This window comes from Nitrospinota bacterium, assembly GCA_016235255.1.
In the GTDB taxonomy this organism is placed as follows: Bacteria; Nitrospinota_A; UBA7883; order UBA7883; family JACRLM01; genus JACRLM01.
Map to the genome: position 1 here is coordinate 93,313 of JACRLM010000085.1, position 22,729 is coordinate 116,041.

Sequence of the window (22,729 nt, forward strand, 5' to 3'; positions counted from 1 at the left end):
CCTCCCTAATCGTCGTCCTCGGACACGTAAGGCGAATAATCGCTGTTTGCCCAGCGCGCCACCTCGAAACTGTGCTTGCGGTAACTGGCGAAAAAATAAAAGGCCAGCAACGCCGCCGCGGAAAGGAAGAAATTGGCCCAGTTGGGCGTGTCCCGCACCACGGTGACGTTGTATTGCTGTCCGTTCATCTTCGGGTCCCCTTCCGCCTCCAGGTTCAGGTGGTACGCTCCCCCCTTCACCCATGGCAGGTCGTAATAATTGTCCCGCCCCCCCTCGCTCCAGTCCCCGTCGCTGTCGCGCCCGTGGTAATACTCCACCCCGACGCCAAACTCGTTGGTCTCCAGGGTAAGCTCGTCCACCAGGTCGAAGCTTGTGTGCACCCAGCTGTTGTCCACCGGCGCGGCCACCCGCACCTCCAGGTTGGACACGCCTCCCGGCACGTTGAACGAATCGGTCACCTTCACCTTCAGCGGGTCGTTGGGCGCGAAGGTGTATTGCTTGAAGAACACCACCTCCGACCGGGCGAAGATCAGCGTGGCCAGCTGTATAAGTACGACAGCCCCCAGAAAAGCGCCGAGGTATTTTGTCACCTTGCCGAACGTATCAATGTGCGGATTGGGCTGGACCGTCCCTTTTCCCTTCCTCCACGGCAGTTTCACCTCCGGCCCGAACGCCGCCGCAATGTCCGCAGGCTCCTCATGAACCCCCTTGGACCAAATGATTTCCTCGTCGTTTTTCTCGCGGCAGATTATCTCCGGTGGCGCGATATAGTCCTCCACCCTGGCCGTCTCCCCCACGGACACCCGCCAGTAGAATTCGCCCAGCACGAACACCGCCTTCGCCTCGCCCTTGTTGAAAAGCGAGTATTCCCTGCCGCCGCTTGTGGCCTTTTGGGGCCCGGTCACTTTCGGGTTCTGGCGGATCATCTCCAGGAATATCCAGTGGCCGTTCTCCTCTGTAAGCCACCGGAACCCTTCCGCCGGATTGAACAGAAGGTATTCGTTCCAGAAATACACCCCCGTCTTGTCGCTGCGGCGCATGAAGCCGATCACTTCCCACTCGGCTCCGGAAAGCTTTCCCCGGCTTCCCAGGGGGATGGCAGGCTCCACCTTGATTTTCGACCGGGCCTCTTCAAGTATCCTGAGGTTCTCGTCCTTCGCGTCTAGTATGGAGCCGCAGTATTGGCATGCCACCGAAAGGCTCTGCCCCGGCGCCCGCAGCGCCACCGATCCTCCGCAGGAGGGGCATTTGAACATTTTTGCGGCCGCTTTGCTCTTGTTGAGCGCGCTTATCCCGCCCTCGCCAACGTCCCGCAGGTTGTCGAATTTCAGGGTGGAAAAATCAACGTATTCGCCGGCGTAAAGCGACACCTCGCCGTCCTCTCCATAGTCCACGCAGGCGTACGCGCCGCTGCCGCCGGAAAAGTCCACGCTAAGGCTTTTACGCCCGGTTTCGCCGCTGAAAGGAAGCTCCCCCTCGCAGGCCAGATACTCCGCCTTCTTGATGTCGTCAACCTTGAATGGCCGCCCGTCCGCCAGTTCCACCTCAAAGCCGGGCGCGATGTCCTTCACCAGCGGCACGGGCGGAGCGCCGTGGATGATGAAGCTTACGGTGTAAAAGCCCTGCGCCTCCCCGAACCAGCCCCCGGAACCGTCCTCGAAGAGCATGTACCATTCGTTCCATGCCCCGTCTTTCCAGCCGACCCTGATGCGCCCCACAAGCTCGAAACGATTCCCCTTGTATTTTCCCCGGGAGCCGATCTGCAAAGGCGAAAGGTCCTCCGGCATGGAGGCGGTCTTGCCGAGCGCCTCCAGGTCCATTCCCCGGCGCACGGACATGGTCTTGCAGTGCTGGCACACGGCGAACACGGAAACGCTGGACTTGAACCGGATCGGGGCTCCGCAGGACGGGCAGGCGGCTGTCATATCATAAATTCCGTCAGCTAAGTTATCGGCGAACCCTGGATTTCCATTCCCCCGTTTGCCTCCGCAGGTTTTGCGGCCGCAAGGCTATATGGTAGAGAGCTTGATCCGGCCCCGTCAAACGAATTGTGCGGCCCGGCGCGGAGGTCACATAACGCGCTTCTCCGAGGCCGCCTCTATCAGCGCTTCCCCGTGGTCGCTGACCACGGATTCCTAAAGCGAGGAACCGGGGCGACCCCGGCGAAGCGGTGTTTTCAATGGATTGCGGCATTGCCGCAAGCAGACGGCCATATTTCCCGCTGTCCGGGGTGTTCTTCACCCCGGATTCCTTGGCGCACAGTTCAGGACACCGGGGTGACGCGCTTTGCGCTCAAACACCCCGGTGAGCAGGAATTATAGACCTGACCCCTTTCTTGCCGTGACTTTTTCGCGGAATGAATTATAATCTCACGATTTAGAAATCAACGCCGGACTTTTGCCACAAGTGAAGCCACAGGTGCTTGCCGTCATTCCCGCCCGCTACGGCTCCACCCGCCTCCCTGCAAAGGCGCTAAAACTCATCGGCGGCGTCCCCATGATCCAAAGGGTGCATGAGCGGGTAAAACTGATGAAGACCGCAGGGCGCGTTATCGTGGCCACGGACGACGAAAGAATAGCCAAAGTGATCCGCGACGCGGGGGGCGAGGCGATGCTCACTTCGCCAGACCATCCATCGGGCACGGACCGGGTGGCGGAAGTGGCGGAGAAAGTCCCGGCGGACATCATCGTCAACGTCCAGGGGGACGAGCCTTTTATAGACCCGGCTGCGGTGGACATGGCGGTGGAGGCGCTGTTAGGCGACCCTTCGCTGGACGTTTCCACCCTTTGCGTGGCCATCGGGGCCAGGGAAGCGGCGGACCTGAACGTCACCTGCGTCGTGCGCGACCTTAAGGGGCATGCGCTCTATTTCTCCAAGCTCCCCATCCCCCATGACCGGGACGGGAACGCAAAGTCAAGGCCTCTTTTCAAGCATCTTGGAACGTATGTATTCCGCCGCGATTTTTTACTATACTACGCAAAGCTCGGGCCCACGCCCCTTGAAAAGTGCGAAAAGCTCGAGCAGTTGCGTATACTGGAACATGGGCACAGGATAATGTGCGTTGAGACGAAGAGCGACTCGCTGGGTGTCGATTCGCCGGAAGACCTGTCCAGAGCCGAAACAATAGCCAAACACGGATCGGGGAGTTGATGAACGGAGCCAAATATGTATTTGTCACGGGGGGGGTGCTTTCGTCCCTCGGCAAAGGGATAACCGCCGCGTCGCTGGGGACCCTGCTGGAAGCCAGGGGGTATAAAGTGACCATAATGAAGCTGGATCCGTACATAAACGTGGATCCCGGCACCATGAGCCCGTTCCAGCACGGCGAAGTTTTCGTCACCGACGACGGGGCGGAGACGGACCTGGACCTGGGCCATTACGAGCGCTTCATCACCACCCCCATGAGCAAGCTGAACAACGTGACCACCGGGTGGATATACAACAACGTGATCCAGAAAGAGCGCCGGGGGGACTATCTTGGCGCCACGGTACAGGTCATACCGCATATCACCGACGAGATAAAGGGGCGCCTTTCCGCCGTGGGCCACGGATTTGACGTGGTGATCTGCGAGATCGGCGGCACGGTTGGCGATATCGAGTCTTTGCCGTTCCTGGAGGCGATGCGCCAGTACCGGTTCGACATCGGCAAGGAGAACTGCTGCTACGTCCATGTGACCCTTGTGCCGTACATAAAGACCGCCCACGAGCTTAAGACCAAGCCGACCCAGCACTCCGTCCGGGAGCTTTTGCAGATCGGGGTGCAGGCGGATGTGCTGGTGTGCCGTTCCGAGGAGCCGCTGGACGACAGCGTCAAGCGCAAGATCGCGCTTTTCTCGAACATGGACACGCGCCACGTCATCTCCGCCATAGACGTAAAATCCATATACGAGGTTCCGCTGACCATCCATGAAGAGGGGCTGGACGCGCGGGTTGTCGAATTGCTGGGGCTGGACAAAAAAGAGAGCGACCTTTCGGAATGGAAGGCGCTGGTGGCGAACATCAAAAGGTCCAAACCGAAGGTGACCATCGGGGTCACCGGCAAGTACGTAAAACTCACCGAGTCTTACAAAAGCCTGGCGGAGGCCATCACCCACGGGGGGCTTGCCAGCGGGGTGGACATTGATTTTCAGTGGATAGACTCGGAATTCATCACCGAGGAGAGCGTCGAGAAGACCCTGCGGGACGTGCACGGGATACTGGCCCCGGGGGGATTCGGCGAGCGGGGGATCGAGGGGAAGATACTTTCGATAAAGTACGCACGGGAGAAGAAGATACCGTTTTTCGGCATATGCCTTGGGATGCAGTGCGCGGCCATAGAGTTCGCCCGCGATGTCTGCGGGATGGAGGGCGCCAACAGCACGGAATTCAACCCGAAAAGCCCCCATCCGGTGATAGACATCATGGCGGACCAACTGATCACCTCGCAGAAGGGGGGGACGATGCGCTTAGGCTCGTTCCCCTGCCACATACGCAGCGGAAGCCGGGCCCATGAAGCGTATGGCTCGCGGGAGATTACCGAGCGCCACAGGCACCGTTTCGAGTTCAACAACAAGTACCGGATGCGGCTGGAAGAGGCGGGACTTATGTTCTCCGGCCAGTCGCCGGACGGGCGGCTCGTGGAGATAATCGAGTTGCCGGACCATCCATGGTTCGTGGCGGGTCAGTTCCATCCGGAATTCAAGTCCAGCCCCATGAAACCACACCCGCTCTTCACGGCGTTCGTCAAGGCGGCGATGAAGAACGGGCTTTTGATATGAAAGAGCGCTGTTTGGTAATATAATGGGAAATAATAGTTCATATCGGTGTCAAAATGGTCTTGGCTAAAAAACGCTCCAGTACCGCACCCACGGGCGCATTTATCAGGCGGTTCGCTGAAACAGGCCGTTTTATGCCATCTCCGTCAATAGAACCTGGCGTAGAAAGAAAACGCTCGATTGAAAAAAAATCGAAAAAACCTTTTTCCGGGGCCTCGCTTGTCGCCGGTCTTAAGGCAAGTGGATTTATCGGTATGTGGGAAGACAGAAAAGACATCAAATCGAGCTCAGCGTACGCGCGAAAGCTTCGCGACAAGGCGGAACGGCGGCATAAAATAAACTGATGCTTCTTCTGGACGCTGATGTTTTGATTGATGTCTCAAGGAATGTAAAACCAGCGGTCGCTTGGCTTTACTCCCTTGACGAAAAGCCCGCTTTGCCCGGCCTTGTGGTAATGGAGTTGATGAAAGGTAGCCGCGATTCTTCTGAAATGAGGGCCGCTGTTAACCTTGTAAATTATTTCGACTTCCACTGGCCGACTGAAAAGGATTGCCGCAAAGCATTGGAAATACTTTTTTACGCCAGCTTGAGCCATAACATGGGAGTTATTGACACGTTAATAGCCGCCATAGCCATTGGATTGAACGCGGATTTATGCACTTTTAACGAAAAACATTTCAAGGCTGTACCTGAATTGCGGATCATAAAGCCTTATCTTGGACATGGATAGCAAGTTTTGACATGAACGTCTCCTTACCCTCTTTCAACGTCACCTTCGGCGCGGACCTCCCTTTCGTGTTCATCGGGGGGCCGTGCGTCATCGAAAGCGAGGACCACGCGCTTGCAACGGCGCAGACGCTGAAAAATATCACCTCGCGGCTGTCCATACCGTTCGTTTACAAGTCGTCCTACGACAAGGCGAACCGTTCATCGGGAAACTCCTTCCGTGGGGTGGGGATGGCCGAGGGGCTGCGGATACTGGAAAAAGTGCGGGCGGAGATCAATGTCCCTGTGTTGTCGGACATTCATTCTCCGGTCGAAGCGATCATGCTTGGGGATGTGCTGGACATTTTGCAGATACCTGCGTTTTTGTGCCGCCAGACAGACCTTTTGATCGCCGCCGGGGAGACCGGCAAGGTGGTGAACATCAAAAAGGGGCAGTTCCTGGCCCCGTGGGACATGGTCAACAACATCGAAAAAGTGAAGTCCACCGGCAACGACAAGGTTCTGGTGACGGAACGTGGGACGACTTTCGGCTATAACACGCTGGTGACGGACATGGGCTCTCTGCACGAGATGTCCAAGTTCGGCGCCCCCGTGATATTCGACGCTGGGCATTCGGTGCAACGTCCCGGCGGGCTTGGCGCATCCACCGGCGGCAACCGCGAACTTATCCCCGTTCTTGCCCGGGCCGCCATCGGCGCCCGCGTGGCCGGGGTTTTTCTGGAGACCCATCCCGATCCGGCAAACGCCCCCTGCGACGGGCCGAACATGTGGCCCATGGGCGAACTGGAAGGATTGCTGGTACAGTTAAAAAGGATAGACGAGGTTGTGAAGAGTTTGTAAAGGCTTGGATTGGCGTGGCCAATACTTAATTTGGTTTATTCAATTTTTTTAATCAAATAGCCAAACCCAAACCGATAAAATTCTCAGTTTAAACAGCTGATATCACCTCTTTTTGCCCTTCATTCACTCCTTTCTTCCGTAAGTCTTGACAAATTAATCAATTATTTAGTATACTTACACCCGGTCTTACCGTTTTTCCAGTGGTGGAATGTTTCATGGCGGAAAAAGATTGTTCTCCGCGTCATGCCGCAGGTTTCGGCGATTTTGAGGAGTGGTTCGCCAACCTGGGTATCCCCGCAAGTCTCAACACCAGCAAAAAAGATGGCAGGGCGTCTGTAATCGCCATATCAGGCTCCTGCGGCGGCGCGGGCAAATCATTGGTGGCAGTAAACCTTGCCTCGGCATACGCCTCCACCGGGCTTAAGGCGGCGCTGGTGGACCTGTCGTTCGGCTCCATCCCGCTAAGTTCGACTCTCGGGGTGACGGAGGTTAAGTCCTCCCTCCGGGATTTCATCAGCGGCAAGGCGGCTTCCATATCGAAAATACTCACCCAGACCTCTGCCGAGCGGCTTTTTTTCGTTGATAACGGCATCGGGCGGCTAAATTTCACCGACAAGGGGCTCCGGCTGAAAAAAAACCTCATCAAAAGGCTTTCCCGGCTGGAAGTTGACGTGGTTATCCTGGACCTGGGCCAGCTTGCAGACCACATATCGTTTGATTATTTCCATCTTGCCGATCATTCGCTGCTTGTGGTGGAGCCATCCCCCGGCGGCGAAGAAATGGCGGTAAAACTGGCCGCCGACCTTTACCTGCGTTCGGTGGAGGCGGAATTCCGCGGCAGCGCCCAGGCGAAAAAGGCGGTGGCGGCGATGCGGGGACGTTCAAACAAGGATAACGGCCCCTTGGCAGCCGCCATGGAAAAGGCGATGGGGGCCAACAGCGACGTTTTGGAAAGACTTCGGGCAATCAAGGCTGGCACGGCGCTCAAATTCTTCGTCAACAAGGCGCGGGACAGGGAAGACATCGAGTTCGGGCTGCGGTTGAGGGACAATATCGCCTCCCGCACCGGAGTCGAGGCGGTGTACGCCGGCGCCGCCGCGCTGGACGAATCGTTGCGGCGCTTCCCGCCGGAACCTTCCGATAGTTCAATCCGCTCCTCCCGCGACTCTTTCATGATTTGCTCCGCGCATCTGGCCTCTGGCAAGGGGATATCGGCGGAAAGCCCGGCGATGGACCGTCTGGCCGGAATATTGGAAACGGCCAGGGACAATAATGGCGGCGCGCCGGAGCCGGATGGCCAGGCATCCTTGCGCGGGAAGGTGGCCCAGAGCCTGGAGGAGCATTTCGAGCGGAAAAAGTCCGAGCTTATCCAGCGCGTGGAAGCGGAAGTGAACGCCGTCCGGGCAAAGCTGAAAAAAGACCTGGAGAGCGAGAAAAGGAACGGCTCGGACAAGATGTCCAAGGACATGGCGGACGTTTACGGCCGAAGGCTTGCCATGCTCGAAGGGGCGATACTCTCGGAGAAAGACCGCCGCATGTCCGCGGTGGCGGAGGAAATCGCGGCGGAGCGGGCGCGCAGGCTGGCTGGAATAGACGGCGAGATAGAAGAAACCAAGCGGCTCAGGCTGACTTCGTTCGAGAAGGAAATGGCCTCCATGCGCCTGAATGCCGCCGCCGAGGTGGAGCGTTACAAGGACCTGCAAAGGGTGGCCTCCGAAAAGGAGATAGACGACCTGGCCGGAAGGCTGCGCAAGGAGGCCCATACCAACGCGCGCCGGGAGGTGGACAAGGTCCGCGAGGTGGTGTGGCAGGAGCTTGAGGAGGAGCGCAACCGCAAGATACTCTCCATCAAGGACGAAGCGCGCCGCCTTTACGAGGCGGAGCGGGACAACGCCATCGCCGAGGCGGCCGGGCTGAAAAACAGGCTCAAGGAGGAGGCGGGGGCTGAGGCAGCCGAGCTTCACCGGGAGATGGTGGAGGAAGCGCACCACGAGATCATGCGCCTTTCGGCTTTTTTTGACACGGAACAGGCCCGCACCGCCGCAGAGGCGTCCGGAAGGCTCGGTCGCAAGCTTTCCATCGAGCGGGACCGGCTTTATAACAAGCTGCAGAACGAGCTGGCTGCGTTGCGCCAGGCCGGATCGCAGGAAATGCTGAAACAGATCGGGCAGGAACGGTCCGCCAGGCTCGAGGAGATCGGGCGGGAGATAGAGGACATCCGCGACAAGGCTCGGGTGGAGGCCGGGGCGGCCGCCAGGGCCGAGGCCCAGACCGTGCGGGACAACCTCGCCCGCGCCATCGCCGCCAGGGAAGAAGATATCAAGCGGGAAATCGAACTCAAACGCGGTTCGATGACGCTGGACATGGAAAAAGAGGTGATGGAGTTCCGCGCAAGGCGGTTTGACGAAGTGCGCGGCGAAGTTGAGGAGCTTTACGAAAGGCTGACAAGCGAGCTTGGCGCGCGGCTCAAGGCCGAGGAAAGGGAAAAACTGGCCATAGTCGAGCAGACCCTCGATTCGATCAAACGTGAACGGGAAGCGGCCATGGAAAGCCTGTTCGCGGAGGAACGCAAGCTTAGGATGGAGGAACTTTCAAGGGAGACCGCGCGGCTGCGGCGCGAATCGGAGGAGAAGCTAAGCCAGGAGCTTTACGACATCAGGCGCGACTGGGCGGAGAAGACCGAGGCGGAGCTTTCATCCGCGCGGGCGTCTGGGCTGAAGATGGTGGAGCGCGAGGTGGCGGCGGAACGGGAACGCCGCATTTCCGAACTTTCCGGAATACTGCGCGAGGACGAGCGCGCGCTCAAGGAGGCCTTCGCCGTGAGGATGGCGGAAGAGGAAAAAGCGGCCAGGGAACGGCTTGTAAACCAGCTTGAGATGGAGCGGAGGCAGGTGGCGGCGGAGCTGGCGGCGGAAATGCGCCCCCGCATGATGCGCACGGAGATGGAATTCAAGGACAGGATCGAGGAGCGCAAGACCCAGGCGCTTGAGACCTTGAGGCGCGACATGGAGAACATCCGCGCCCGCCACGTGGAAAAGATCATAAAGTGGGAGCGCGAAGAGAAAGGGCGCAGGCTGGCCTTCATCGAGGCGAGGATACTCGAAGAGGAGACCGTGGCCAGGGAGATGATGAAAAACCGGCTCGCCGCCGAATACGAGACGGCGGCCGGAAGGATGAAGTCCACGCTGGAGCGGCGCAGGAAGTCTTCGCTGGAGACGCTTTCCGGGGAGCTTGAAAGGCGCAAAGAAGAGATCGCCGCGCGGGTCCGGCGGGAGCTTGAAACGGAGCGGGAGAAGCTCCGCGCCGCGATGACCGGGGATATTTCCGGGGCCAGGGAGCGCGGGATAAAGTCCCTAAGCCTGGAATTGGCCGAGGAACGGGACAGGATGCGCAAGGAAATGCAGATGGGCATGGACCATGAGCGCATCGAGCTTCGGCGCGAGATGTCCACGCAGATGGCCGAGGAGAAGGCCGGCAGGATGGATGCTCTGGAAAACGAGATCGGCGTGGCTGGCAAGGCGTTTGAAAAGCGTCTGGAGGAGCGCGGCAAGCGCGAATGGCGCAAGAAGGAGGAATGGCTCCGGTACGAGGCGAGCAGGCTCAAGCTTGAGCTTAAGGAAAAGATGGGGGCGGAGCTTGAGGCGGAGCGGTCGTCCCGCAGGAGGTCTTTCGAGGAAAAACTTTCCAAGGAGGCGGACGACACACTGCGGCGCGCCCGGCTGGAGGCCGAATTCGAGAAAGGGCGGCTTGAGCAGCGTTACCGGTCGGAGTTCGACTTGAAGCGGGCGAAGGCCCAGAAAATCCTGGACGCGGAATATGGCGCCAGGATGGAAGATATGGAAGCGAGGCTTAAATCGGGCATGGAAGCGGAAAGGAAAGCCCGGATCGAAAAGCTGGAGACCGAACTTGAGGACGTGCGGCGCGAAAAGGCGCTGCGCCTTGAAAAGCAGATGGCGCTGGAAAAGGCCAAGCTTCTGGACATCCTTGGCATGGAGATAAAGACCGAGGAGTACAAGCGCCGCCAGGAGCTTATCGCCGGGATAATGCAGAAGAAGGCGGAGCTGGACATCTCGTTCCAGAAAGAAAAGGAAAGCTATTTCGAACGGCTCAAGGACGAACTATGGCGCGACGCCCAATTGAACCGGGAGAGGTTCGACGAGGAGATCGGCAGGATAGCCAAGAGCCTGCGGCTCAACTGACCTGAAAATCTTTATATCCCATGGCTTGTTGGCAGGCTGAGCATCCGGCCGGCCTCCACAAACCGTTTGTCCAGGCTGTAAACTGTCTTGACCTTGTTGTTCGAACAGACCGCAAGATGGAGTGCGTCCCCCGCCCGGAGGCCACTTGCATATTTCTGGACAAAACTGCGCGCCAGCCTGAAATCACGGCCGTCCACAGGAAGGATTACAAACGACGCCCCTATCAAGGAGATAAATTCATTGTCGATCCTGGCGGCAGCTCCGCTTTCCAGACCGCCCATCCGGACCTCACGGGCCAGCAGGGAAGAGAATTCGACGAGCGTCCATTGGCTGACCGCCAATTCTCCAGCCTTAAGACGGGCGAAAAACCGCTCCACCTTCACGCTTGTTTCCTCTTGCATAAGAAGCGGGGCGACAAAGCTGGTGTCAAAATAGAGCATTAAAGACCTTCATCGCGCATTTGCCGGAGCAGTTTGACGCTTGCCTTGCTCCAGGCCGGCGCACGCTTCCGGAATTCCGCCAAAGAGGGCGGTTTTTTTTTGGGAGCCTCCACTGCCGAAAGCCGGGCGACCGGCTTGCCATGCCTGGTTATCACAACTTCCTCGCCCGACTCCGCCCGTTCAAGCAGGCCGCTCAATCCCGCCTTCGCCTTTGCGACGCTTATAGTGACCATGACGCTCAAAATAGAACCAATATTATGGTCAAATTATATACCATCTCCAGCGCGGCGCGGAGCTTTTCCATCAACCGGGACATCCGCGGACAAATAAAAAAAGGCCGCGCTTGACGCGCGGCCTTAAGGGCCTTTATACGGCTGATCGGCTATTTCGCGCCGAGCACGGCGTCCTTGCACGCCTTGGCCACGCGGAACTTCACCACTTTCTTGGCCGGGATCTTGATCACTTCGCCGGTGCGCGGGTTGCGCCCCTTGCGGGCCTTGCGGTTGACGAGCACAAGCTTGCCCAGGCCCGGCAGCGTGAAGCCGTTCTTGGCCTCCTTGTGGGCCAGCGCGGCCAGGTCATCAATGATCTGCGCGGCGAGCTTTTTTGTAAGTCCGGCCTTGGCGGCGACTGCGTCGGCGATCTGGGCCTTGGTCATCGGTTTTTTTCCAGCCATATAAACGGTCTCCTCTATTTCGTTGTGGCCATACGGAAATTTAAAGTTAGTGATTTTTATCAGAGTTTCCCTGACGATTCAACATAAAATTTGCGCCCCCCGCCCTCCCGCCGCGCCCTTCACCGGCTTTGCGCGAGGAAAAAATCTTCCCGCGCACCGCGGACGCGGTTTGGGATATAATAAATAACCCTGCGGTTTCATGAAGCGGGGGACGATTCACAGCCCATCATTCCAGGAGGAAAACGAGACATGACCGAGCCTGTCCAGGCCGCCGCGGCGGTCCAGGGTTTTTCCAAAGCCGACATCGAATCCCTCCGGGAATACCTGGCCGAAGCGGCCAAGGAACGAAAAAGCCTGCAGCTTCTGGTGGAATACGTCAGCAAGAACCAGGAGTCGCTGGAGAACAAGGCGGCCGCGTTCCGGGCGGTGGAGGAAAAGCTTGGCGCCGTAGAGTCCGTCTCCAGGGAGATGGACCGCAGGCTGGCCGAATTCCGCTCCGCCGAGTCCGCCATTTTCGACACCCGCGAAAAGGCCGGCGACGTGATGGAGCTTCTCGTGCGCAACAAGAAGGACATCGAGTCGGTAAACAAGCTCGTCGAGCATATCAACTCCAAGATAAAGTCCCTTTCGCTCCAGCGGGTGGTGGTGGAGCGGGCCAACGAGGAGGCGGGCAAGCTCAACGTTCTGTTCTGGGACATGGAGGCGAAGATCAAGCGGCTTTCGGAGGAGAACAAGCTGGTCCGCAAGTCCGAGAAGAACATAGTGCGCCTTGAGAACATGCTGGAGGCCATCTCCGGGCGGATGGAGAGCGTGGAAAAATTCAAGGAGCTGATCGTCCAGGCGGACGAGCGCACAGGCTCGATGAAAAAGCTCATCGGCGACGTGGACGGGAAGATGGAGCTGATGAACGCCCACCGCCAGTCCGTGGAGAACTTCACATCGGAGATCAGGAGCGGCAAAGAGGCCGTGGAAGGGATGCACGGGGCGCTGGACGACCTTGCGCGCCAGCGTGTGCTCGTCGGCGAGACGCAAAGGGAGGTGGCCAGCCTGCTGCACGACATGAACAGCCTGCGGGTGGAGATGCGCAACGTGCTGGCCAGGGAGGAGCAGGTGGCCAAGGTCACCGCCAGGCTATCGGAGCTGGACACGGCCGCCGCCGGCGTGGAGGCCAACCTTTCAAGGATAAAGGACGAGAAAAAGCGGGCCGAGGAGACGGAGGCCAAGGTGGTGGAGCTAAACGGCATCCTGCGCGACTCGGTGGAGGAGAAGATAAAGACCACGCTGGAGCAGGCGCGCCTTGTGGAGGCGATGCAAAAGGACATGGACAGGTTCTACGCATCCGCCGAGCAGATGGAAGGCAAGCTTGGCAAGTTCCGGGAGGACGTGAAGATCGCCGGGGACATCGAGGCGGGGCTGGCCAAATTCGAGGACATGTTCGATTCGGTGAACAGGCGGATGGAGGAGCTTTCGCAGCGGCGCAACATGGTGGAGCAGGTGGAGAACAAGATCAACTCGCTCAACGACATGGTGCTAAACCTGGACGTGAAGATGGAAAACCAGCTGGAGCGGCGCGGGCTCGTGGAAAAGCTGGAGAAAAAGCTGGAAGGGCTGGACTTCTTCATCGAGGACGCCAATTTCAAGATAGACAAGGTGTCCAAGAAGGTGGAGTTCGTGGAGACGCTGGACAGGAAAATCGAGTCGTTCCGGGAGATGACCTCGTCGCTGGAGGACAGGATATTGAACCTGGCCAAGGAAAAGGCGGCGGTGGACGCGGCGGAGGCCAGGCTCAAGTCGCTGTACGGACGGCTTGCGGAGACGGAAGGGCAGATCGGGCGCAAGCTGGAGGAAATAGACACCGGCGCCCTCAAGCTTGCGGAAGTGGAGAGCGTCACAAGCCGGGTGGAGCCTGCGATCGTAAAAGCGCAGAACCAGCTGGACGAGGCGGCGGCGATAGTGCGCCAGAGCCAGACGGTGCGGGAGAACGTGGAAGGGATGGCCGGAAAACTTATGGACGTGGAAGGCCGGCTCAAGGTGGTGAGCGCCCAGGAGGAGAAGATAGTGGAGCTGGAAAAGAAGCTTTCCTACCTGAACTCCATCCACGAGACCATCGAGGAGAGGATAACCGGGCTGCAAGCCTCCGAAGAGCGGGTGAAAATGACCTCCGAGCAGGTGGCGGGGCTTTCGACCATGCTAAAGGACATCCAGACGCAGCGCGACACGCTGGACAGGGACAAGGAGAGCCTCAAGAGCGTATCGTCGAAGATATCGTCGATAAACGAGCTGATGGCCGAGGAAGAGTCGAAGATGGACAGGCTCACCTCCAGGCTTTCCATCATGGGAAGGATGGAGCAGCGCCTCAACGACCTGAACATACTGTCGGAGGACGTGAAGGCCAAGGTGTCGGCGCTGATGGACGAGGAGCGCACCATAGAGAAGGCCGGCCAGCAGATCGTGGAGCTCAAGTTCCTGCTCGGAGAAATAGAAAAGAAGCTAAACGACTATTTCAACCTCAAAGGCCAGGGGTGACACAGGTTGTTCCCGGGGCCGCATAGCGTTTCGCCATGATAAAGATCGTCACCGCAGCCCAGATGCGGGAAATCGACCGGCGCGCCATCGGGGAAACGGGAGTGCCCGGCTCCACTCTGATGGAAAACGCCGGGCTGGCGGTGGTGAAGACGATACGGGACAGGATCCCGGACCTTCGCAAAGTCCGGGTGAACATCTTCGCGGGCAAAGGGAACAACGGCGGGGACGGCTTTGTGACCGCCCGCCACCTTCTGAACATGGGGGCGGAGCCCACGGTGTTCCTCGCCACGCATAAAGACGAGGTCAAGGGGGACGCGAAGCTTAACTTGGACGCCTTCGCGGCCATGGGGGGCCGGGTGAAAGAGTTCACCTCCGAAAAGCACATCCACAACTTTAAACTCAAGTTCATGCACACCACCGTGGTGGTGGACGCTTTATTCGGGACCGGGCTGACATCGGCCGTCACCGGTTTTTTCACCGAAATACTGGACGTGATGAACGGCCAGGGGAAACTTAAGGTGGCGGTGGACATCCCGTCGGGGGTGAACGCGGACAGCGGGGTGATCCCCGGCGCCCATTTTACGGCGGACGTGACGGTGACTTTCGGCCTGCCGAAAATCGGGCTTGTCACCTACCCTGCCCGAGCCGCCGCGGGAGAACTTGTCATCGCGGACATCTCGATCCCGCGCAAGGTGCTCGAGGAATCGCCATTCGCCGCGCTATTGCCGGAAATCGCGGACATAAAGCGTATGCTGCCCAAAAGAGCGATGGACGGCCACAAGGGGACTTTCGGGCATTTATTGATAGGCGCAGGGTCCACCGGGATGGGGGGGGCGGCGGCCTTATGCTCGCTTGCCGCGTTGCGCATGGGGACCGGGCTTGTGACAGCGGCGCTCCCCTCAGGCCTTGTGGGGCCGTTTGAGACCGGCGTGATGGAGGTGATCGCAAGACCGCTTGCGCAGACCGAAAGCGGCTCCATCGCCTCGGATGCGGCGGACATTTTCATACAGGCCGCTGGCGCCATGCAGGCCGTTATATTAGGCCCGGGTCTTTCCACACATCCCTCCACCGCAGCGTTCGCAAAGCGGGCCGTGGCGGAAATCGAGGCGCCGATGGTGGTGGACGCGGACGGATTAAACTGCCTCGGGCATGGGGCGGACATCATAAAAAACCGGACGGCTCCGACGGTCATCACCCCCCATCCCGGGGAGATGGCCCGGCTCACCGGGGCCGGCGTTGATGAAATACAATCGGACAGGATCGGCGCGGCATTGGCCCTTGCCGGGCAAAGCGGGGCGGTGGTGGTCCTTAAAGGGGCCGGGACGGTGATCGCCACGCCGGACGGAAAAGCTTATGTGAACCCAACAGGAAACCACGGCCTGGCCTGCGCCGGGACCGGGGACGTGCTCGCCGGCATGATAGGGGGGCTACTGGCGCAAGGAGTCAATGCGGAGAACGCCGCCGTGGCGGGGGTTTACCTGCACGGGCTTGCCGCGGACATTTTCGCAAAGGAGCATGGCGATCCCCGGGGCCTCATCGCCTCCGACCTTATAAAACTTCTTCCAGACGTATTTGGGAGGTTGTAATCCGCGCGAAGCTGGATTAGCATAATGGACACGATAATCGGGAAAAACAGAGGCGGCTCCCATCCGCCGGAAAACACCATGGCCGGAAAATATTTCAGATGAGCACGCAACAGGAAATCCTGCTGGAAAGCGGAACAAACGAATTCGAGATAGTCGAGTTCGTCATCGCAAACCAAAGCTACGGGGTGAACGTGGCCAAGGTGCGGGAGATCATCCAGTATGACGCCAAGGCGGTGACCCAACTGCCGGAAAACCACCCTTCCATGCTGGGGCTTTACTTCCTGCGGGGAGACACTTTCCCGCTGATAGACCTTAGCGTCACCCTCAAGGTGGACAAGGAAAAGCAGCCGGCGCGGCAGGTGATTTTGGTGTGCGAGTTCAACGCACTTGTGAACGGATTCCTGGTGGACGGGGTGCGGCAGATCCGCCGCTGCTCCTGGGAGGACGTAAAGCCGGTGACCACCTTCCAGAGCCAGTACCGGCCGATGGTCACAAGCACCGTGCATATAGAGGACCGGCAGATACTGATCCTGGACCTGGAGCACATAATATCGGTGATATACCCGGACACGGGGGTAACATTTGACGAGGAGAAGCTTCCACCAAAGGAGATCAGCCGTGGCGAGGCGCGGCTTGTGATCGCGGAGGACTCGCCGCTGATACGGGAGGCGATAATCAAGATACTGCGCAAGGTGGGCTACGCGAACGCGCAGGTGTTCACCAACGGCAAGGACGCTTTCGACGAGGTGACCCGTGTCAAACGCAGCGCCGACGAGGCGGGGGTGGACATCAGCGAGATGCTCAACGGGGTGATAACCGACATCGAGATGCCCCAGATGGACGGGCTGACTTTTTGCAAAAGGGTGCGCACGGAGCTTAACCTGCCCAACCTGCCGGTTATAATGTTCTCCTCGATGATAAACGAGCAGATGGCCGCCAAGTGCCGGGACGTGGGGGCCAACGCATTCACCACCAAGCCGCAGACCAGCCACCTTGTGGAAATAATAGACTACTACTGCCTGAAGAAGTGAGGCCGGGAGGCTCCGGAACGGCGCATCATCGAGGTCATCTCTCTTGTCAGCCCCAGCAAACAAAAAAACCGCCGATCCGAAAAGACCGGCGGCCAAAAAGTCTTTAGCGCAAGACCCTACACTTTAAGCTGGGCCACCGATTTCTTCACAGCGTCCGCCGAGCGGCGCAATTCCGCCTGTTCCTCGACGGTGAGTTTCAGGTCTATGATCTTCTCGATCCCGTTCCAGTTGAGCTTCACCGGGACGCCCATGAATATGCCGTCCAGGCCGTATTCCCCTTCAAGGTACGCGGCGGCGGCCACAATCCTGTTCTTCTCCAGGATGATGGACTCCACCATGTTCACAACCGACGACGCCGGGGCGTAAAAGGCCGATCCGGTCTTGAGCAGCTTTACTATCTCGCCGCCTCCCTGCCTGGTGCGTTCCACCATGGCGTCTATCTTGGCTTTTGACAAAAGCTCCGTGATCGGTATCCCCGCCACCGACGAAAGCCGGGGCATGGGCACCATGTCCTCCCCGTGAAGGCCGAGCACCGTTGCGTGCACGTCCTCGTTGGAGACGCCAAGCTCCATGGCGATAAAAGAGCGGAACCGGGTGGAGTCCAGCACCCCGGCCATACCCACGATCCTGTGCTTGGGCAGCCCGGAATATTTCATGGCCACCCAGGCCATGGTGTCCAGCGGGTTTGTGACCACGATCATAAAGCAGTTGGGGGAGTATTTTTTCACCTGTTCGGCGCAGCTTTTCACGATCCCGGCGTTGATGTCGCGCAGGTCTTCCCGGGTCATCCCCGGTTTTCGCGCCACGCCGGCGGTCATCACCACCACGTCGGAGTTGGCCGTCTCCTCATAGGAGTTTGTGCCCACGATGTTGCAGTCGAAATTCTCCAGCGGCGCGGACTCCATAAGGTCGAGCCCCTTCCCCTGCGGCACCCCCTCCACAACGTCCACAAGGCAGACGTTGCCGAGTTTCTTGTACGCCAGAAGCTGGGCCGTTGTGGCGCCCACGTTGCCAGCCCCGATCACCGTTATCTTTTTCTTCGACATCGGATCATCCTTGCAAGTTGTCAATAACCGCGCCGCCCGCATCGCCCCGGACGGCGGAAAAAACGGCCCCTCTTACCCGTTGGAGGCCCGGGACGCGGCCCAGGTGAGCAACCCGCCAGCCTTTATCACCTCCAGGTCCCGCCCACCCATCGAGTGCTTCACCGGAATCTGTATCCCCTTGGTCTTGTTGACCACCGTAAGGTTGTCCAGGTTCGCGGTGTTTATCGAAAGCTCGTCCCCCTGGTCTATCTTGCCGTAGTCCGCCTCGGTGACGAACACAAGCGGCAGGATGCCGAAGTTGATAAGGTTTGCCATGTGTATCCGGGCGAAGGACTTCACGATCACCGCCTTCACCCCCAGGTATTTGGGGGCGATGGCCGCATGCTCGCGCGAGGAGCCCTGCCCGTAGTTGGTCCCCCCCACCACGAATCCGCCGGCCGCTTCCCTGGCGCGCTTGGGAAAGGTCTTGTCCACCTTCTCGAAAACGAATTCGGATATGGCGGGGATGTTCGAGCGCAGCGGCAGCACCTTGGCGCCGGCCGGCATGATGTCGTCGGTCGTGATGTTGTCCGCCGTCTTTAGCAGCACAGGGCCGCTCAGGGACTCCGCCAGCCTGTCAAACCTTGGCAGCGGGGCGATGTTCGGGCCGCGGACGATGTCCACCTTTGCCGCCTTGGCGGGAGCAAGGGGGAACACCACCATGTTGTCGTTCACTTCGTATTTTTTCGGCAGGGCCGCAGCCTTGAACTTGCCAAGCTTGCGCGGATCGGCTATCTCCCCCTTGATGGCGCAGGCGGCCGCCGTCTCCGGGCTGACAAGGTACACCCCCGCGTCGTCCGTGCCGGAGCGCCCCTTGAAGTTGCGGTTGAACGTGCGGATGGAGACCCCCGCGCTGTTGGGCGCGGCGCCCATGCCTATGCATGGCCCACAGGCGGACTCCAGCACCCTGGCCCCGGCGGAAATCATCGTGGCCAGCGCCCCGTTGTCGCTTATCATCTTGAACACCTGCTTGCTCCCCGGCGATATGAGCAGCGAACAGTTCGGATGCACCGTCCTCCCCTTAAGCGCCGTGGCCACGGCCATAAGGTCGCGGTATGAAGAGTTGGTGCAGGAGCCTATCGCCACTTGGGTCACCTTCACCCCCTTGAGCTTTTTCACCGCCGTTACGTTGTCCGGGCTGTGGGGCTGGGCCACCATGGGCTCCAGCTTGTCCAGGTTTATCACTATCTCCTCGTCATACACTGCGTCCTTGTCCGGCCCAAGCTCTTTCCACGACTTCTCGCGTTTCTGGGCCTTCATAAACTCCAGCGTCTTCGCGTCGGACGGGAATATGGAGGTGGTGGCGCCAAGCTCTGCGCCCATGTTGGTAACCGTCGCCCTGTCCGGCACGCTCAGGGACTTCACCCCCGGCCCGGTGTATTCGACTATCTTGCCCACGCCCCCCTTGACGGTGAGCTGGCGCAAAACTTCAAGGATGATGTCCTTTGCGGACACCCACGCCGAAAGCTTCCCTTCCAGCCTCACCGCAAGCACCTTCGGGCATGCAAGCTCGAAAGGCTGCCCGGCCATGGCCATGGCCACGTCCAGCCCGCCCGCGCCGATGGCTATCATGCCAAGGCCGCCCTGGGTGGGGGTGTGGCTGTCCGATCCTAAAAGGGTCTGGCCCGGCACGCCGAACCGCTCCAGATGCACCTGGTGGCAGATGCCGTTGCCCGGGCGGGAGAAATGGATGCCGTATTTCGCCGCCACCGACTGCAAGTAAAGGTGGTCGTCCGCGTTTTTAAAATCTGTCTGCAGCGTGTTGTGGTCCACATAGGAGACCGACAGCTTGGTCTTCACCCGTGGGATACCCATCGCCTCGAACTGGAGGTACGCCATCGTCCCGGTGGCGTCCTGCGTGAGGGTCTGGTCCATGCGGATGGCGATTTTTTCGCCCGGTTTGAGTTCGCCTTCGGCAAGATGGCTTTTAAGGATTTTCTGCGCAAGATTGAGTCCCATTCCCAGTCTCTCCAACCTTTAAGAATTATAAGTTCGTTTGTTAGTTTCACGGCCCTGGGGCGCACATACCCCTGCCGGGATTTGACCGTTTAAGACACTCCCCACCAGACAGATGATGTCACAGATCGGGTTTTAAATTGTGGAATTTTCCCATTTTATTGTCAAGGGAAAAGGAGGGGAAGGCGCCCCTTCCCGTGCCTTGTCAGCCCGCCGGGAAATAAGGATGGCGGCGGGCGGCCCACCCCCGGCGGAAGGGGTATAATATCCCGCAAATCTCAAGGGATCGTAAAAATGTCCGGAACTCTCCACCGCGTGGCCGCCATCATCCAGGCAAGGTGCGGCTCCACGAGGCTTCACAACAAGATATTCGAGCCCATCGGCCCAAAGCCGCTCCTGTGGTGGGTGGTGAAACGGCTGAAGAACACACCCCTTGTGGATTCGGTCATCATCGCCACGTCCACCCTGGAGCCGGACGCGGCGGTGGAGGCTTTCGCGGCAAGCGAGGGGTTGCCATGCGTGCGCGGATCGGAAGACGACGTGCTCGACAGGTATATGGCCGCCATCCGGGCGTATCCGGCGCAAACAGTCGTCCGCGCCACAGGGGACAATCCGCTGGTGGACCCGGCCACCCTGAACAACATGATCAAAGCGCATCTTGCCTCCGGCGCCGATTACACGGGCCTTTCCGGCTCCGCCCCGTTGGGTTCGACGGCGGAGGTTTTCTCGGCGGAGGCGCTGGAGCGGACATGGCGGGAGGCCCAAACGCCGCAATACCGGGAGCATGTCACCGCCTACATGTACACAAACCCGGACAAATTCCGCATCAACCGCGTCCCCGCCGCAAACGGCGTCACCGGAAGGAGATACAGGCTCACCGTGGACACCGCAAAGGACATGGAGCTTGTGAAAACGATCTACGCGAAGCTCGATGAGCATGGCGAACCCTTCGATTGCGTCCACGCGGTGAAGTTGCTGGAGGCCCATCCGGAGATGGCGGCGATAAACGCGGGCGTGGAGCAGAAGGACTGGCGGGAGACGAAATAGAATCCCCTTTAGAGCGCGGGGTCTGGCCTTCACCTCGCCCTTGAGGGGAGAGGTCGGCGCTTTAGCGCCGGGTGAGGGTGCTAATTCATATCTCCACCTCCAGCCCGTCGTATGCAAGCTTCACGTTGTCCGGCAGACTGCGCGACAATTCCTTGTGCCCGATGTTGTGGTTCAAGTGCGTAAGATATGCCCGGCGGGGGGCCAGCTTCTTTATCGCGCCGAGGGCTTTTTCGACGGTGAAATGTGTGTCGTGGCTTTTCAGTCCCAGCGCGCCAAGGATGAGCGTGTCCACCCCCTTGAGCAGTTTCATGGAGGCAGGGGGGATTTTCGAGCAGTCGGTGACGTATGCGGCGGAACCGATTCTATACCCGTATATCTCCATCTCCCCGTGGAACACGGGGACCGGCGTGATTTTTAAAGATCCCACGCAAATCTCCCCCTCGATAACGTTCAGGGCGAGCTTTGGTTTTCCGCCCCCTTTTCCCGGATGGTCGTCGAAGATATAGCCGAACATGCGCATGATTCGCTCCAGGGTCTCCCGGTTGCCGTAACAGGCCACCGGCTCTTTTTGCAGGAAATTGAAGCTTCGAAGCTCGTCTATGCCGTGCACGTGGTCGGCATGGTGGTGGGTGTATATCACCGCGTCCAGCCTGCGTATCCCGGCCCGCAGCGCCTGGGCGCGAAGGTCCGTGGAGGTGTCCACAAGCACGCTGGCCCCCTCCCCTTGCACCCATATGGAGGCGCGAAGCCTTTTGTCCCGCGTGTCGGACGATGCGCACACCGGGCAATCGCACCCGATCATGGGGATCCCCGTTGATGTCCCGGTGCCAAGGAAAGTGAGATTCGCCATTCTATGTCCGCGCGGCCTGCCGCGCCCTTTTATTTGCCCGGATTAGATTCTACTATTTTACGGGCAGTGATTGCGAATGGCGAGCTTTCGCACGACCGGGCCGATTTGCCGAAAATTTCCAGGCTCTTTGCCAGGTCTCCTTTTTCCATGGCGTAAAGCCCCGCCATGAAATAGACCGAGCTTTTGTCCCGGAAAAGCTTCTCGCAGGCGGGAATGGGCGCCTTGCCGTTTTCCATCAGTGCAAGAACGGTGTTGATGTCATCATAACCTGTGTCGAACTTGCCGAAGAATTTCGGCATTGAATAATAAACGTTCGCTCTGGCGATCCTGATTTCCAGGTTTTCCGGATTGTCCGTCACCGCCCTGTCCATGATGCCTATCCCCTTGTAAGAGTGATACAGGCGCACGAATCCGGCCGGGGTGACGTTGACGATCCATTGAATCAGTCCGCCGCCGCCGAAATCACGCGCCTTTAGCGTTTCGATGGCGCCAAGGTACACGGCGCTTTCCGGCGGCTCGATTTTTTTGAATATCCCCTCCGCCGCGTCCCTGTACGCGGGGTCTGCGGTGTATGCGGCAAGGAGGAAATTTGCGTATCCTTTGTCCTTGGCGCCGATGTCACCCTTGAGCGCATCCTTGAGACTGGACGACACCGCGGCGAAAAGCTCGTTTCGCGCCCGGTCTCCGGCGTCATCGGCCGACACCGGACGGCCAAGCGGCATAACGAGCAGGAACAAAAGCGCGGCGGCGCGTTTTATGGTCATTAAATTACGATTGAACATACGTGATTATTGTCCCACTCCCCAATCCAGTCAATTCACAAGGGACGGATGGACTGATGAACGGATGAAAGGCCGTATGACGGGACGGATGGCGGCTCAACCGCCCTTCCGCGCTCGCGGAGAAAATGCTGGTTTTGTCTGACCCGAATATAAACCTCCCGTCCCTATTCTTTATAACTTTCCGTCAAAATATTTCTTGACTTTTCGTGGGGGGGGGGGGGGGGGGGGGGG

General features: G+C 59.1%; 18 protein-coding genes. 10 read left to right on the top strand and 8 right to left on the bottom strand.

Annotation, left to right across the window (positions count from 1 at the left end; all coding sequences use genetic code 11):
* Window positions 1-5: 5 nt before the first annotated feature.
* Window positions 6-1,925: a DUF4178 domain-containing protein gene (locus tag HZB29_11715; GenBank protein MBI5816263.1), complete on the bottom strand. Its 1,920-nt coding sequence runs from the start codon at window positions 1,923-1,925 to the stop codon at window positions 6-8.
* A 481-nt stretch (window positions 1,926-2,406) separates the two neighbouring features.
* On the opposite strand from HZB29_11715, the gene kdsB reads away from it, so the two are divergent.
* The 6 genes from kdsB to HZB29_11745 all read left to right on the top strand — a co-directional run bounded on the left by kdsB (window position 2,407) and on the right by HZB29_11745 (window position 10,519).
* Window positions 2,407-3,150, top strand: a complete 744-nt coding sequence (gene kdsB / locus HZB29_11720; protein ID MBI5816264.1) for a 3-deoxy-manno-octulosonate cytidylyltransferase — start codon at window positions 2,407-2,409, stop codon at window positions 3,148-3,150.
* Window positions 3,150-4,757 carry a CTP synthase gene (locus HZB29_11725; GenBank protein MBI5816265.1) on the top strand — a complete coding sequence of 536 codons (1,608 nt, stop codon included), beginning with the start codon at window positions 3,150-3,152 and terminating at the stop codon, window positions 4,755-4,757. Before kdsB ends, HZB29_11725 begins: the two co-directional genes overlap by 1 nt.
* A 53-nt stretch (window positions 4,758-4,810) precedes the next feature.
* The gene (locus HZB29_11730; protein MBI5816266.1) at window positions 4,811-5,098 is read left to right on the top strand and encodes a hypothetical protein; all 288 of its coding nucleotides are present in this window, start codon (window positions 4,811-4,813) and stop codon (window positions 5,096-5,098) included.
* On the top strand, window positions 5,098-5,484 hold the full coding sequence (locus tag HZB29_11735) for a PIN domain-containing protein (GenBank protein ID MBI5816267.1): 387 nt from the start codon (window positions 5,098-5,100) through the stop codon (window positions 5,482-5,484). The genes HZB29_11730 and HZB29_11735 overlap by 1 nt, the downstream gene beginning before the upstream one ends.
* 11 nt (window positions 5,485-5,495) lie before the next feature.
* A complete protein-coding gene (kdsA, locus tag HZB29_11740) occupies window positions 5,496-6,320 on the top strand; it encodes a 3-deoxy-8-phosphooctulonate synthase (protein MBI5816268.1) in 825 nt (274 codons plus the stop codon).
* A gap of 215 nt (window positions 6,321-6,535) precedes the next feature.
* Entirely contained in the window at window positions 6,536-10,519 is a 3,984-nt protein-coding gene (locus HZB29_11745; protein ID MBI5816269.1) for a hypothetical protein, read from the top strand.
* A gap of 11 nt (window positions 10,520-10,530) precedes the next feature.
* On the opposite strand, the gene HZB29_11750 is transcribed toward HZB29_11745, so the two are convergent.
* The 3 genes from HZB29_11750 to HZB29_11760 all read right to left on the bottom strand — a co-directional run bounded on the left by HZB29_11750 (window position 10,531) and on the right by HZB29_11760 (window position 11,635).
* The gene (locus HZB29_11750; protein ID MBI5816270.1) at window positions 10,531-10,959 is read right to left on the bottom strand and encodes a type II toxin-antitoxin system VapC family toxin; all 429 of its coding nucleotides are present in this window, start codon (window positions 10,957-10,959) and stop codon (window positions 10,531-10,533) included.
* Window positions 10,959-11,192 carry a type II toxin-antitoxin system prevent-host-death family antitoxin gene (locus tag HZB29_11755; protein MBI5816271.1) on the bottom strand — a complete coding sequence of 78 codons (234 nt, stop codon included), beginning with the start codon at window positions 11,190-11,192 and terminating at the stop codon, window positions 10,959-10,961. Before HZB29_11755 ends, HZB29_11750 begins: the two co-directional genes overlap by 1 nt.
* Before the next feature lie 149 nt (window positions 11,193-11,341).
* Complete coding sequence (locus tag HZB29_11760; protein ID MBI5816272.1) at window positions 11,342-11,635, bottom strand: HU family DNA-binding protein; 294 nt, start codon at window positions 11,633-11,635, stop codon at window positions 11,342-11,344.
* A gap of 249 nt (window positions 11,636-11,884) precedes the next feature.
* Here HZB29_11760 and HZB29_11765 point away from each other — a divergent pair, with 249 nt between their 5' ends.
* The 3 genes from HZB29_11765 to HZB29_11775 all read left to right on the top strand — a co-directional run bounded on the left by HZB29_11765 (window position 11,885) and on the right by HZB29_11775 (window position 16,778).
* Complete coding sequence (locus HZB29_11765; GenBank protein ID MBI5816273.1) at window positions 11,885-14,161, top strand: hypothetical protein; 2,277 nt, start codon at window positions 11,885-11,887, stop codon at window positions 14,159-14,161.
* Window positions 14,162-14,196: 35 nt separating this feature from the next.
* Window positions 14,197-15,747, top strand: a complete 1,551-nt coding sequence (locus HZB29_11770) for an NAD(P)H-hydrate dehydratase (GenBank protein ID MBI5816274.1) — start codon at window positions 14,197-14,199, stop codon at window positions 15,745-15,747.
* Between the two features lie 98 nt (window positions 15,748-15,845).
* Window positions 15,846-16,778: a chemotaxis protein CheV gene (locus HZB29_11775; protein ID MBI5816275.1), complete on the top strand. Its 933-nt coding sequence runs from the start codon at window positions 15,846-15,848 to the stop codon at window positions 16,776-16,778.
* A 116-nt stretch (window positions 16,779-16,894) separates the two neighbouring features.
* On the opposite strand, the gene mdh is transcribed toward HZB29_11775, so the two are convergent.
* The gene (gene mdh / locus HZB29_11780) at window positions 16,895-17,824 is read right to left on the bottom strand and encodes a malate dehydrogenase (protein ID MBI5816276.1); all 930 of its coding nucleotides are present in this window, start codon (window positions 17,822-17,824) and stop codon (window positions 16,895-16,897) included.
* Between the two features lie 72 nt (window positions 17,825-17,896).
* Window positions 17,897-19,822 (bottom strand): aconitate hydratase, encoded by a 1,926-nt coding sequence (locus HZB29_11785; GenBank protein MBI5816277.1) that lies wholly within the window; start codon window positions 19,820-19,822, stop codon window positions 17,897-17,899.
* Window positions 19,823-20,113: 291 nt separating this feature from the next.
* Here HZB29_11785 and HZB29_11790 point away from each other — a divergent pair, with 291 nt between their 5' ends.
* Window positions 20,114-20,866: a glycosyltransferase family protein gene (locus HZB29_11790; protein MBI5816278.1), complete on the top strand. Its 753-nt coding sequence runs from the start codon at window positions 20,114-20,116 to the stop codon at window positions 20,864-20,866.
* A gap of 85 nt (window positions 20,867-20,951) precedes the next feature.
* Here the strand turns inward: HZB29_11790 and HZB29_11795 are convergent, their stop codons facing one another.
* Together HZB29_11795 and HZB29_11800 are read right to left on the bottom strand one after the other, a co-directional pair.
* Window positions 20,952-21,716: an MBL fold metallo-hydrolase gene (locus HZB29_11795; protein ID MBI5816279.1), complete on the bottom strand. Its 765-nt coding sequence runs from the start codon at window positions 21,714-21,716 to the stop codon at window positions 20,952-20,954.
* A 29-nt stretch (window positions 21,717-21,745) separates the two neighbouring features.
* On the bottom strand, window positions 21,746-22,480 hold the full coding sequence (locus HZB29_11800; protein ID MBI5816280.1) for a hypothetical protein: 735 nt from the start codon (window positions 22,478-22,480) through the stop codon (window positions 21,746-21,748).
* Window positions 22,481-22,729: the final 249 nt, after the last annotated feature.